10 protein-coding genes are annotated in these 12,834 nt (G+C 71.0%); 5 read left to right on the forward strand and 5 right to left on the reverse strand.

The features are described from left to right. Positions 1–299 precede the first annotated feature (299 nt). The 4 genes from AC069T_RS09615 (at position 300) to AC069T_RS09630 (ending at position 5,192) form a co-directional block, all read left to right on the forward strand. A complete protein-coding gene (locus tag AC069T_RS09615; protein ID WP_478782193.1) occupies positions 300–3,521 on the forward strand; it encodes a nitrate- and nitrite sensing domain-containing protein in 3,222 nt (1,073 codons plus the stop codon). A 10-nt stretch (positions 3,522–3,531) separates the two neighbouring features. Beyond that, complete coding sequence (locus AC069T_RS09620; RefSeq protein ID WP_030948713.1) at positions 3,532–3,945, forward strand: roadblock/LC7 domain-containing protein; 414 nt, start codon at positions 3,532–3,534, stop codon at positions 3,943–3,945. Between the two features lie 94 nt (positions 3,946–4,039). Further along, positions 4,040–4,630 carry a DUF742 domain-containing protein gene (locus AC069T_RS09625; protein ID WP_358855760.1) on the forward strand — a complete coding sequence of 197 codons (591 nt, stop codon included), beginning with the start codon at positions 4,040–4,042 and terminating at the stop codon, positions 4,628–4,630. Beyond that, positions 4,611–5,192 (forward strand): GTP-binding protein, encoded by a 582-nt coding sequence (locus AC069T_RS09630; protein WP_471500765.1) that lies wholly within the window; start codon positions 4,611–4,613, stop codon positions 5,190–5,192. Before AC069T_RS09625 ends, AC069T_RS09630 begins: the two co-directional genes overlap by 20 nt. 138 nt (positions 5,193–5,330) lie before the next feature. Here AC069T_RS09630 and AC069T_RS09635 read toward each other — a convergent pair whose 3' ends face one another. From AC069T_RS09635 to AC069T_RS09650, 4 genes are all read right to left on the reverse strand, one after another. Next, a complete protein-coding gene (locus tag AC069T_RS09635) occupies positions 5,331–5,522 on the reverse strand; it encodes an acyl-CoA carboxylase epsilon subunit (RefSeq protein WP_478782194.1) in 192 nt (63 codons plus the stop codon). A 57-nt stretch (positions 5,523–5,579) separates the two neighbouring features. Beyond that, positions 5,580–7,172 carry an acyl-CoA carboxylase subunit beta gene (locus AC069T_RS09640; protein WP_478782195.1) on the reverse strand — a complete coding sequence of 531 codons (1,593 nt, stop codon included), beginning with the start codon at positions 7,170–7,172 and terminating at the stop codon, positions 5,580–5,582. Between the two features lie 154 nt (positions 7,173–7,326). Further along, positions 7,327–9,648 (reverse strand): polysaccharide lyase 8 family protein, encoded by a 2,322-nt coding sequence (locus AC069T_RS09645; RefSeq protein ID WP_478782196.1) that lies wholly within the window; start codon positions 9,646–9,648, stop codon positions 7,327–7,329. 83 nt (positions 9,649–9,731) lie between these two features. After that, complete coding sequence (locus AC069T_RS09650; protein WP_478782197.1) at positions 9,732–10,229, reverse strand: hypothetical protein; 498 nt, start codon at positions 10,227–10,229, stop codon at positions 9,732–9,734. Positions 10,230–10,521: 292 nt separating this feature from the next. Between AC069T_RS09650 and AC069T_RS09655 the strand changes: the two genes are divergently transcribed. Next, entirely contained in the window at positions 10,522–11,142 is a 621-nt protein-coding gene (locus AC069T_RS09655) for a YceI family protein (RefSeq protein ID WP_478782198.1), read from the forward strand. Between the two features lie 195 nt (positions 11,143–11,337). Here AC069T_RS09655 and AC069T_RS09660 read toward each other — a convergent pair whose 3' ends face one another. Continuing rightward, positions 11,338–12,699 carry a hypothetical protein gene (locus AC069T_RS09660; RefSeq protein ID WP_478782199.1) on the reverse strand — a complete coding sequence of 454 codons (1,362 nt, stop codon included), beginning with the start codon at positions 12,697–12,699 and terminating at the stop codon, positions 11,338–11,340. Positions 12,700–12,834 lie beyond the last annotated feature (135 nt).

Here is a 12,834-nt window from a genome sequence, read left to right on the forward strand (position 1 = left end):
GGCTGTGTCCTTCGACACGGCCGGCCTCAGTGTTCATAACGTTTCGACAGAGATATCCGGTCAGACCGCCACGCGTCGCGGTCGCTTGGTGTCGCTGTGCTGATGAGTGCCCCGCCTTTTGGCGGGGCTCGCTCTTTATGACCGTTTTATCTAGGACATACATCACTCGGAATCCCTGGTTCCAAGTGTTTGGAAGAGCGCCGCCTGACGTGCTGGAATGCCTGAACTGCCCAGTAGACAAGGGCGCTGGAGACACCGCGGCACAACGTAGGTGCCGACGCCGAGAGGTTGTTGGTCGAGTGAGGCGAAGCACGAACGGTCCCGAGCCGTCGGCACGGGGCAACTTCACCCCGCCGCCGCGCGGAGCGGCGCCCGCACAAGTGTCCGACCCGGAGCCGATGGCGGCGCCCGCCCCGAGCGGCGGTCGTTTCTCCCCGCGCAACTGGCGTGTACCGGCCCGGCTGAACGCGATCCTGCTCATACCCGTGCTGGTCGGCCTGGTCATGGGCGGCTTCCAGGTGAAGGGTTCGATCGACACCTGGCAGGAGGCCGAGGACGCGGAGAAGACCGCACGCCTCGTGCGGGCCTCCCTGACCTACGCCAACCAGCTCATCGAGGAACGCGACATCACCGCGGCCCCGCTGCTGAGCGGCGCCGGGGAGAAGAACGCGACCGTCCGCAGGGCCCGTGCCGCCACCGACAAGGCCGCCGACGCCTTCGACGAGGCCGCCCGCAACATGCCGGCCAAGGCCGGCCTCGAACGCCGCCTCACCCTGTTCCGCAAGGTCGAGCCAGGCCTGATCACGCTGCGCAAGGCCGCGTACACGAACAAGCTCTCCGGCGTGAAGACCGAAGAGGGCTACGTCGCGATCCAGCACCCGCTCATGGAGTTCGCCAACGAGCTCGGCCTCGGCACCGGAAACATCACCAGCTACGGCCGGACCGTCTACGCGATCTCGCTCACCAAGGCGGCCCTCTCCCTGCAGCGGTCCATCGGTACGCACCTGCTGGTCAAGCCGGGCCCCGGCACCGGCAGCCTGACCAGCCAGCGCGTCGCCCTCTCCTCGTACGCCTACCTCGAGGGCATCGCCGTCGAGGAGTACATCGGCGGTGGCACCGCGGCCGACGCCGCCAAGCTCGAGACGGCCAGGAAGAAGCTCCAGGCCGACGGTGAGAACCAGGCCAAGGAGGCCGCCGCGGCCGCCCAGGCCAAGGGCGAGACCTACGTACCGCCGCCGTCCGAGCCCAACGCCATGGTCTCCGCGCTCGCGTCCCTGCAGTCCACGGACCCCAGCGAGCGTGCGGCGCTCGCCGCCAAGGGCACCACCACGCAGAACTGGTGGGCGGTCAACACCGCCAAGTTCGACGCCTACCGCACCATCGAGTCCGACCTCGCCGACAAGGCCGTGACCGAGGCCGCCGGTATCGCCGACGACGCCAAGCGGTCCACCTTCATCACCGGTGCGGCCGTCGTCCTCGCCCTGCTCGCCGCGTTCGTCCTGGCCGGCATGGTGGCCCGCCAGATGAGCCGCGCCATGCGCCAGCTGCGCAACGCCGCCTTCACCGTCGCCGAGCAGCGCCTGCCGATGCTGGTCGACCAGCTGTCCCGCACCGATCCCGGCCGCGTCGACACCCGCGTCACGCCCATCCCGATCACCACCACGGACGAGATCGGCGAAGTCGCCCGCGCCTTCGACCAGGTCCACCGTGAGGCCGTCCGGCTCGCCGCCGAGCAGGCCCTCCTGCGGGGCAACATCAACGCGATCTTCACCAACCTGTCGCGCCGCAACCAGTCCCTGATCGAGGGCCAGCTGACCCTGATCACCGACCTGGAGAACAACGAGGCCGACCCGGACCAGCTGGAGAACCTCTTCCGCCTGGACCACCTCGCGACCCGTATGCGCCGCAACGGCGAGAACCTCCTGGTCCTCGCCGGCGAGGAGCCGGGCCGCCGCTGGGACCAGCCGGTTCCGCTCGTCGACGTGCTGCGCGCCGCCTCCTCCGAGGTGGAGCAGTACGAGCGCGTCGAGCTCTCCGGTGTCCCGGAGGCCGAGATCCACGGCCGCGCCGTGACCGACCTCGTGCACCTGCTGGCCGAGCTGCTGGAGAACGCCACGACGTTCTCCTCGCCGCAGACCAAGGTCCGCGTCACCGCGACCCGGCTGCCCGACGGACGCATCATGGTCGAGATCCACGACAAGGGCATCGGCCTCACCGCCGAGGACTTCGCCGACATCAACCACAAGCTGGCCAACCCGCCGACCGTGGACGTGGCGATCTCCCAGCGCATGGGCCTGTTCGTGGTCGGCCGGCTGTCGGACCGGCACGGCATCCGTGTCCAGCTGCGCCCCTCGGGCGAGCAGGCCGGCACCACCTCGCTCGTCATGCTCCCGGACGCGATCACCCACGGTGGCGGTGGCGACCACCAGCTCCAGCGCGACGAGTTCACCGTCTCCCAGATCATCCCGGAGCAGCAGCAGCCGACGTTCCAGGGTGAGGCCTTCCAGGGCCAGCCGATGCGGACGGCCGCCGAGCTCGGCTTCGACGACAGCCGCTACACCGAGGTCCCGGACGACATCCGCGAGCTGGACCCCGTCGGCCGCTCGCTGATGCGCGAGGAGCGCCGCGCGGCCCTGGAGGCCCAGGCACAGGGCCAGGAGGCCATCGAGGGTCCCCGGTACCAGGACGGCTTCGACGCCCAGCAGCACCCGTACGACACCGGGCAGCCTTCGTACGACAACCAACCCGGGTACGACAACGGGCAGGGCACGTACGAGGACCAGCAGACGACGTACGAGCAGCAGACGGCGTACGAGGGACCGCAGCAGTCCGCGTACGACGAGACGTACTTCCCGTCGAACGGCGGCTATCCGGAACCCGCGTACCAGGAGCCCGCGCAGGAGGAGCGGCCCCCTGCCCGCGGGGCCGCGTCGCCGACCTTCTCCGCCTTCCAGGAGCAGTCCCACCAGGACGACTGGCCGCAGCAGGATGCCTACCAGGGCGGGTATCGGTCTGAGTACGCTCCGGAAACGGAATCGCCGCAGGCCGCTGACGCAGAGCGGGACCGCGTAGGCTTCGAGCGTCCGGGACCGGGTCCCTCCGCCGTCCACGCGCTGACCGACGCCGGGCTTCCCCGCCGCGGATCCACCGCGAACGGAGACGAGGGCCAGCAGCGCGAGACCCAGGATCCGTCCGCGGCCGCGCAGAACAAGGACGACTGGCGCTCGTCGAACGACGACCGGTGGCAGCGCGCCGAACAGCTCCGCAAGCCCAAGGCGGGCGGAGTCACGTCCTCCGGTCTGCCCCGGCGGGTACCCAAGGCCAACCTGGTCGAGGGGACCGCGGAATCGACCCCGCAGGGCGGCCCTCAGGTCTCCCGCGCCCCCGAGGACGTCCGGGGCAGGCTGAGCAACCTGCGCCGGGGCGTCGAGCGGGGACGCAATGCAGGCAGTGACACGAACGGCCAGGCCACTGGGGATCACCGCAGTGGGCCTGACAGCACCTACAACCAGGAGCGTTAGTGTGAGCCCGATGAGCCAGGCGGCACAGAACCTGAACTGGTTGATCACCAACTTCGTGGACAACACCCCCGGGGTGTCGCACACGGTGGTGGTCTCCGCCGACGGACTCCTTCTGGCGATGTCCGAAGGCTTTCCGCGTGACCGCGCCGACCAGCTGGCCGCCGTCGCGTCCGGACTGACCTCGTTGACCGCGGGAGCCTCCCGCATCTTCGAGGGCGGCAGTGTGAACCAGACAGTTGTGGAGATGGAGCGGGGATTCCTCTTCCTGATGTCCATTTCCGACGGTTCGTCGCTCGCGGTCCTCGCACATCCCGAAGCGGACATCGGTCTCATCGGGTACGAGATGGCGCTTTTGGTGGACCGTGCGGGTACGGTTCTGACCCCTGATCTTCGTGCGGAGCTCCAGGGGAGCCTTCTCAACTAGCAGACAGACCGTGCGTTTTGCCGTCCCGAGGCCATAAGGTTTCGGGACGCGGCTCCACATTGATGGGTGCCCGGCACAGTCGGAGGAGGAGAAAGTGGCAACACCCCCAGGCGGTTCGTCTTCGGGCAACTGGTCCTACGGCCCCGGCCAGGGGCAGGGTCAGGGTGACGGTTCCCAGAACCCGAACCGGTACAACTTCCCCTCCGCGCCGAGCCACCGGCGTCAGCCGTACGCGCCCCAGGGCCCCCAGGGCCCCGGTCCCTCGCCGTACGACCAGCCGCCGGCACCGCGCATCCAGCCCGTGCAGCCGCAGCGGCGCGCCCCCGAACCGGCGCCCGCGGCGTCGAACCCGCTGGTACGTCCGTACGCGATGACGGGCGGCCGTACCAGGCCCCGCTACCAGCTCGCCATCGAGGCGCTGGTGCACACCACCGCTCAGCCGCACCAGATGCAGGGCCAGTTGCCCGAGCATCAGCGGATCTGCAATCTCTGCCGAGAAATCAAGTCGGTGGCCGAAGTCTCGGCGCTGCTGACGATCCCCCTCGGCGTGGCCAGGATTCTCGTCGCCGACTTGGCGGAGGCGGGCCTGGTCGCCATCCATCAGCCCGGCGGCGACGAGAACGCCGGCGGACAGCCAGACGTGACTTTGCTCGAAAGGGTGCTCAGTGGACTTCGCAAGCTCTAGCGGAGGGCCTTCCCGCTCCACCACGTCCGCGAAGATCGTGGTGGCGGGCGGCTTCGGCGTGGGCAAGACCACGTTCGTCGGCGCCGTCTCGGAGATCAACCCGCTGCGCACCGAGGCCGTCATGACGTCCGCTTCCGCGGGCATCGACGACCTCACCCACACCGGAGACAAGACGACGACGACCGTCGCCATGGACTTCGGCCGTATCACCCTGGACCAGGACCTGATCCTGTACCTGTTCGGCACCCCCGGCCAGGACCGGTTCTGGTTCATGTGGGACGACCTGGTCCGCGGCGCCATCGGTGCCGTGGTTCTCGTGGACACCCGGAGGCTCGCCGACTGCTTCCCGGCTGTGGACTACTTCGAGAACAGCGGCCTGCCGTTCGTCATCGCCCTCAACGGCTTCGACGGCAACCAGCCGTACGGTCCCGACGAGGTCCGGGAAGCGCTCCAGATCGGCCCCGACACCCCGATCATCACGACGGACGCCCGGCATCGCGCCGACGCCAAGTCGGCGCTCATCACGCTCGTGGAACACGCTCTGATGGCCCGCCTGCGCTAGGCGCGGCCGCACCGCGGACAAAGGGGCGCCCTCTCCGGCGGAGAGGGCGCCCCTTTGTCGTGGCCGGATCGGCAGCGGGTGCGGCGAAGGGGCCCGTTCCGTGCGGAACGGGCCCCTTCGGTGTGCTCGGAGCGGCGGCTAACGCCAGCTGTGCGGGGCGCGGAAGCCGGGCTCGCGCTCCAGACGGCGCCAGCCGGCCCTTCCGCGGCCGCGGTGGAGCGGAGCGGCGGTGGGGGCGGCGGCGGCACGGGCCAGGAGGATCGCCGTCAGAGCGGCGACTTCCTCGGGCTCGGCGTGGCCCTTCTCGACGCGGATGTCAGGGGTACTCATAGGTCTCAGTCTCCGTGAGAGAGGTTTCCGCGGGGGTACCGCGGAGGGTCCGCAGGGTTACTGCGGCGGGTTGCCGTGCTTGCGGGAGGGCAGGTCGGCGTGCTTGTTGTGGAGCATCGCCAGCGAGCGGATGAGCACCTCGCGGGTCTCGGCCGGGTCGATGACGTCGTCCACCAGGCCGCGCTCGGCCGCGTAGTACGGGTGCATGAGCTCGGACTTGTACTCCTTGACCATGCGGGCCCGCATGGCCTCGGGGTCCTCGGCCTCCGCGATCTGGCGCCGGAAGATGACGTTGGCGGCACCTTCGGCGCCCATCACGGCGATCTCGTTCGTCGGCCAGGCGTAGGTGAGGTCGGCACCGATGGACTGGGAGTCCATGACGATGTACGCGCCTCCGTAGGCCTTGCGCAGGATCAGCGAGATCCGCGGCACGGTGGCGTTGCAGTAGGCGTACAGCAGCTTCGCGCCGTGCCGGATGATCCCGCCGTGCTCCTGGTCGACGCCCGGGAGGAAGCCGGGGACGTCCAGCAGCGTGATGATCGGGATGTTGAAGGCGTCGCACATCTGGACGAAGCGCGCGGCCTTCTCCGAGGCCTCGATGTCCAGGACGCCGGCGAGGCTCTGCGGCTGGTTGGCGACGATGCCGACGACGCGGCCGTCGAGCCGGGCCAGCGCGCAGATGATGTTGCGGGCCCAGCGCTCGTGGATCTCCAGGTAGTCGCCGTCGTCGACGAGTTCCTCGATGACCTTGGTCATGTCGTACGGACGGTTGCCGTCCGCCGGGACCAGGTCGAGGAGGACGTCGGAGCGGCGCTCGGCCGGGTCCTCGGAGGCGGTCGTCGGCGGGTTCTCCCGGTTGTTCTGCGGGAGCATCGACAGCAGGTAGCGCACCTCGGCGAGGCACGTCTCCTCGTCGTCGTAGGCGAAGTGGCACACGCCGGAGGTCTCGGCGTGCACGTCCGCGCCGCCCAGGCCGTTCTGCGTGATCTCCTCGCCGGTGACCGCCTTGACGACGTCCGGGCCGGTGATGAACATCTGCGAGGTCTCGCGGACCATGAACACGAAGTCCGTGAGCGCCGGGCTGTAGGCCGCGCCGCCCGCGCAGGGGCCGAGCATGACGGAGATCTGCGGGATGACCCCGGAGGCCCTGGTGTTGCGCTGGAAGATGCCGCCGTAGCCGGCCAGGGCGGAAACGCCCTCCTGGATACGGGCGCCCGCGCCGTCGTTCAGGGACACCAGGGGCGCCCCGGCCGCGATGGCCATGTCCATGATCTTGTGGATCTTGGTGGCGTGGGCCTCGCCCAGCGCGCCGCCGAAGATCCGGAAGTCATGGGCGTAGACGAAGACCGTGCGGCCCTCCACCGTGCCCCAGCCGGTGATGACACCGTCCGTGTACGGCTTCCGGTTCTCCAGGCCGAAGCCGGTCGCCCGGTGCCTGCGCAGCTGTTCGACCTCCTGGAACGACCCGGGGTCGAGCAGCAGCTCGATCCGTTCCCGCGCGGTCAGCTTGCCTTTGGCGTGCTGCGCCTCCGTCGCCTTCTCGCTGGGGCCCCGCAGCGCCTCCGCACGGATCGCGTGCAGTTCGGCCACGCGCCCGCGCGCGTCAGCGGGTTCGCTCCCGGCAGGTCCAGCCTCGTCCAAAACGGTCATGTAGCGACCTTACGAAGTCCGGCAAGGAATGCGAGCCGTCGACTCCGTACAGTCTCCGGGCTGTTTTCCTGGTACCACTGAACAGAACCCCGGGCCGATGCAGGCAATCCGACTGCTCAGAGGGCCTGCGGCTTGTAGAGGTCGCACAAAGACGTCAGCTGAGAGTCACCTCACATTCGTGGGTGGCACATACCTCCCCCGGAGTGACGCGCAGCCTCAGACGGCGGCCTGTCGCGAGGATCTCGACCGCGGGATCCGCCGTGACGGCCCTGCGGACCGGCCGGTTCCAGACGATCTCCAGGGCCCGGCCGGTGCGCGGCGGCTCGCTCACGCAGAGGGTGGCGGTGCGCCCCCGGCGGCGGACCAGCACGCTCGCGCCCGCCGAGGAGGTCAGCGGGCCCGCCGTACCGGCCGCCCAGAAGTTCGCGGCTGTCAGCCCCAGGGAGCCCACGTGCACGGCCTGGCAGCGGGCGTCGTTGGCGAGGACGGACAGCCACCGCCGGTCGGCGGCGCGGGCCGCGACGGCGCGGCGGGAGGCGCCGGGCATCAGCAGGTACGCGTACGCCGCGTCGACGGGGTCGGCGCCGTGGTCGAGCCAGAGGGTCTGCCAGCGCCGGGTGCGCCGTTCGGTCGTACTCGTGGTGTTGATGTCGGACCAGGCGCCCGTGCGGTCCTCGCGCAGGGTGCGCAGCGCCGCCGTGCCGCCGGGGCCGGGGAAGACCCATCCGCCGTGGCCCTCCAGGTGCGCCCAGCCGCCGCGGACGGTGAACCTCTGCGTCCCGTTCTCCCCCAGGTTCCGGTTGTCCACCACCGTCTCGACCGGGACTCCGTCGGCGGCGGTGATGCCGGCGCCCAGACAGATCAGCGCGTCCGGCACGCAGAACCACGACTTGCGGGCCTCCAGCGTGGAGCCGAGCCCTCTCAGGTGCTGTCCCACGGCGGCGCACTCCCCGTCCGTCGTGCCGCCGACCCAGGTGGCGGCGGGCCGTGCCGCGCCCCACTCGCCGCCCTCCCGGTCGGCGAGGGGGATGGTGGAGACGGTGGTGCCGGGGAGGCGGTACCAGTCCACGGTCGGCCAGTACCAGTCCGTGTACTGGCCCGAGTCGCCCGCCCACCACAGCAGCATTCCGGCGCCGGTGTGCCAGCCGCGCGGGTTCTCGCCGTTGCCGCACTCGTAGTGTGCGATGCGGTCCGAGGCCATGGAGAGGTTCGCGGTGAAGCCGGGGCCGCGGTGCACGGCGCGGTCCATGGCGGCGAAGAGCCGGTGGCCCGCGGGTTCGGGGGCGGCGGCCACCGGGGAGTCGGCGACGGCGTGCAGCCGCGCCAGGTCGGCCACGCCGAACTGGGGAGCCGTGAGGACCGGCGACACGGTGTCCCGTTCGATCCAGCCCTTGATCCGTCCGTGCCAGCGCTCCCGCTGCTCCTCGCCCGCGCCGACCGCGAGCAGGGCGATCGCGGCGATCAGGCCCTGGCCGTGGAAGTGGTCGCTCCGCATCACGTGGCGGTCGTCGCTCCTCAGGTAGCCGCGGCTGATGGCCCGCCCGTTGACGCTGTCCATCACCAGCCCGTCATGGATGAGCGGCGCGTACGCGTGCTCGACGCTGTCCAGCACGATCCGCCTGGCCGGGTCGGTCACCTCCCAGGCGGATCCGGCGAGCAGCGCGAAGAGCCGGCCCAGTCCGTCGAGCATGACCTGCCCGTAGGTCCCCGAGTAGGCCACCCAGGTGTGCTGGACGAACGACCCGTCGGCGTACAGCCCGTCCCCGCGGGTCACGTGCGGGAAGACGGGTGAGAGGGCGTCCCGGGCGAGCGCGATCTTCTCGGGGGACCGGCCGAGGATGCCCCGGAGGGCGACACAGCGGCACAGGTCGACGCGGTTGGCGCCGGTCGAGGTTCCCGCGTAGTCGCGGAGCATCGCGTCCGGGACGAAGTGGTCGACGGCCGCGCAGGCGGCGGCCCGCTGGGCGCCGCTGAGCCGGTCGTGGAGGGCGGCGACGATGTCCATGAGGAGCCGGGGGCTGCCGATCTGCCACTCCCACCAGTTGCCGTACCGGGTGGTCGAGGGGTTGTAGACGGTGGCCATGACGTGGTCGAGGCCGCGCAGGACGTCCGCGAGGAGCGCGTCGTCACCGGTCGATCCGGTGCCTTCCTGGACGTAGGCCTGGGTCATCGTCCACAGCCTGCCGAAGCTCTGGGTGATACCGGTGGGCGGGTCGAAGGGGTGGCCCGGCCACAGCGAGGCCGGGGCCGGGGCCATGGTCGCACGCAGGGCGCGGGCGAGGTCGCCGGTCTCGCGGAGGCGGGAGGCGTAGGGCTCGGCGCGCGGGTCGTAGCCGGTGCCGAGGGCGAGGGACAGCCAGCGCAGGCGGAGGGTGTCGTAGGGGTCGTCGGCCGCGGCTGCGGGGGGTGTGGCGGTGACGGTGGCCATGAGCGCGGCCGCGAGCAGGAACGAGCGTCGCGTCGGAGTCATGCTCATGCCGTCTACCACCTCACCCCCCGCAGTGGAACCAGGCGGTGCGTTACCGGGGTGCGCGCCTGGGCGGGAACCGGGCTTTGGGGCTAACAGCCGCCGCAGTTGTAGTACAGGACGTCCCAGTGGTTGCCCTCGTCGGCGTAGACGTTGCCGGAACCGGACCTGTACTGCGGGGCGCCGTCGCCGCGCAGGCCGATGTAGGTGAAGTTGTTCTTCACGTAGTTGGTGACGCAGGTGGCCTTCGCGAAGTCGAGCTTGTAGCCGTTCCAGTGCGAGTACGTGCCGCTCGCGTGGCCCGTCTCGGTGCCGCCCGTGATGTTGAGCGCGCAGCCGCTGGCCCCCTTGAGGGTCTGGGCGCCCTGCGCGGTGGCGAGGTTGAGCTGCTCGAAGGACGTGCAGGTGGGGTTGTTCCGGTCGGAGCAGCCGCCCGACGAGGACCAGGTGATGCCGACCTGGCGGAACATCGAGGTGGCGGTGGCGTGACTGATCTTGGTCACGGCGAAGGCGTCGGAGGCGGTGCCGACGACGGCGACGCCGGGGGCGACGACGAGAGCGAGTGCGGTCAGGGCGGAGCGGATCTTCATGGGGTGTCCTTCCTGCGGGTGACCGGTGCTGTGGGGCGGCTGTGCAGGTGGAGCAAGGAGATGGTGCCCGAGGTCTACGCGTGTCCACCAGAGGGCGGACCGTCACAGCTGCGGAAGTCGCTAGGCGGCCGGAGGCAAAACGCGCCGTAACGCCATGAACACACTGCGGATGAAGTTGAAAAGCCAACGGAATAGGTCTACGGTCTCCCGTGTTGGTCTGGTTGAAAGTTCAACAGACTCCGTAGTTGCGGCTTCCGGACGAAACCGCGACCCGTTCTGCAAGGAGCACGTCATGGGAATCTTCGGCCGCAGGAACACCGAGACCCCGGCCGCCGGGACCGCCACGATCACGGCGCCCCCCGCCGCCGACCTGGCCGCGCTGACCGGCGACTACACGATCGACCCCGGGCATTCGACGATCGGCTTCGTCGCCCGGCACGCGATGGTCACGAACGTCAAGGGCAGCTTCACGGACTTCGAGGGAACGCTGCACCTGGACGGGTCCGACCCGGCGCGGTCCACCGCGTCCCTCGACGTCCGGATGGACAGCGTCAACACCGGCTCCGCCGACCGCGACGGACACCTGAGGAGCGCCGACTTCTTCAAGACCGACGAGTTCCCGGCGATGACCTTCCGGTCCACCGCGGTGGAGTCCCTGGGCGGCGGCGACTACCGGATCACCGGTGACCTGTCGATCCTCGGCACCACCCGGCCGGTCGGCATCGACCTCGAGTTCAACGGCGCCGCGAAGGACCCGTTCGGCAACGAGCGCGTGGGCTTCGAGGGCACGTCGGAGATCCTGCGCTCCGAGTTCGGCCTGACCTGGAACGCGGCCCTGGAGACGGGCGGCGTGCTGGTCTCGGACAGGATCAAGCTCAACTTCGACATCTCCGCGATCAGGAAGACCGGCTGAGCCCCGAGGCTCACCTCAGAACGCGCCCGCCCCCGTTACTCCCCCGTACACGGAGGGCGGGCGCTCCTTCCCGCCTGGCCGTCGTCACCGCCGGGAACCTCCGCCTCCCTCCGGACGGGCGACGACCCGTGGCCGGCCCGGCGGGGCGGCCCAGCCGCCGGTCCGCCCGGCCGGCCGCGGACCCGTTCCGGGGCCTCAGAAGCCGCCGCCGCCGAAGTCCCCTCCCCCACCGCCGCCGAAGTCGCCGCCGCCCCCGCCGTCCCCGAAACCGCCGCCGAAGTCACCGGGGTCGAAGTTGGAGCCCGAGACGTCGCCGCCGTCGTAACCGCCGGCGCCGAAGTCGCCGTAGCCGGAGCCGTAGTCGGACGCGTACGACGGGGTGGCCATCGCGCCGCCCAGCATCGTGCCGATCAGCAGGCCCGGGAGGATGCCGCCGCCGAAGTAGCCGCCGGCCCAGGGGCCGTAGGCCGGTCCTGCGTCCCAGTACGGACGGCGGCCGTACGCGGTCTCGACCTCGCGGACCGCCGGATCGACGCCGTCGGCCAGGCGGGCCCGGTCCGCCGCGCAGACCGGCACCTCGCGGGGCGCGCCGCCCGACGGGGTCCAGGGCGCGTCGGCGACCGACGGCCCGTGGCGCGGATCGAAGAAGCAGGGTGCCCGGCGCTCCGGGAGCGGGCGTCCCTCGCGGCGCGCGGCGAGCACCGCGAGCGAGAAGCGGCCGTCCTGGAGGGACTCGGTGACCGGCCGCACGTCCTCCGGCCGCCGCGCCGCGGCCATCGCCGACTTCGCCCGCTCGTAGGCGTCGAGGGCGTGCTCGTAGTCCGCGCGCATCGCGTCGTCCGCGCCCGGCTCGGCCGGGTGGAAGTCGAGCCGGTCCAGCTCCTCGCCGAAGGCGGTGATGTCCTCGTCGACGACCACCCGGAGCCGGTCGAGCGCGGCCCGCTGCTCCTCCTCCTTGCGGCGCCGGTTGCGCCGGACCAGCGTGTAGGCGCCCCCTGCGCCGACGACGGCCACCGCGCCGACCGTGATCAGCCCGCCGGCCGGGACACCGCCCCCGCCGCCCGAGTCCCAGCTCCCGGGCGCCGAACCGCCGATGGCGGCCACGGCACGGTCCGTGAAGTCGTTCAGCTGGGTGGCGGTGCCCTCGTCCCGGACGCTGGTGACGAGGTTCCGCACGGCCGTGCGGGACAGCACCGAGGAGTCGGCCCGCGCGTCGAACCGGTCGCCAAGACGGATCGCGTAGAGACCCGTGACGCCGGTGGCGGTGCGCAGGTTCTGGAAGAGGTCCTGTGTCGGGAAGTCCGCGGGCAGCACGGCCACGAAGACGGGCTTGTCGGCCTTCTCGATCTTCGCGGCGAGGGCGTCGGCGTCCGCCTCGGACAGCTGGCCGGAGGCGGCCGGGTCCACGTACACCGGGCTCTCGCGCAGTGCCGCCGCGATCGTCGAGACGTCGGTGGCCGCGCGGGCCGGGGGCGCTCCGGCCGCAAGGACGGCCAGCGCGGCGAGGACGAGCGCGATCAGCAGACCGGGGAAGCCCCGGATCAGTGCGGCCTTCATATCTTCGAAGCTACCTGACGGGTCCCGAAAGCGGGCATCGGTGCCCGGGCCCGCACACGTTCGCGGGCTCCGCCGTGGATTCCGCCGCGCACCTGCCGGAGGGGCCGCACGGCGGCCCCTCCGGCGTTTCGGTCG

It is taken from the genome of Streptomyces sp. NPDC043867, assembly GCF_056435845.1.

Coding starts and splice junctions, on each gene's coding strand:
- AC069T_RS09620 (WP_030948713.1), top strand. CDS start 3,532: ATGAGCCAGGCGGCACAGAACCTGAACTGGTTGATCACCAACTTCGTG.
- AC069T_RS09635 (WP_478782194.1), bottom strand. CDS start 5,522: ATGAGTACCCCTGACATCCGCGTCGAGAAGGGCCACGCCGAGCCCGAG.
- AC069T_RS09640 (WP_478782195.1), bottom strand. CDS start 7,172: ATGACCGTTTTGGACGAGGCTGGACCTGCCGGGAGCGAACCCGCTGAC.
- AC069T_RS09645 (WP_478782196.1), bottom strand. CDS start 9,648: ATGAGCATGACTCCGACGCGACGCTCGTTCCTGCTCGCGGCCGCGCTC.
- AC069T_RS09650 (WP_478782197.1), bottom strand. CDS start 10,229: ATGAAGATCCGCTCCGCCCTGACCGCACTCGCTCTCGTCGTCGCCCCC.
- AC069T_RS09655 (WP_478782198.1), top strand. CDS start 10,522: ATGGGAATCTTCGGCCGCAGGAACACCGAGACCCCGGCCGCCGGGACC.
- AC069T_RS09660 (WP_478782199.1), bottom strand. CDS start 12,699: ATGAAGGCCGCACTGATCCGGGGCTTCCCCGGTCTGCTGATCGCGCTC.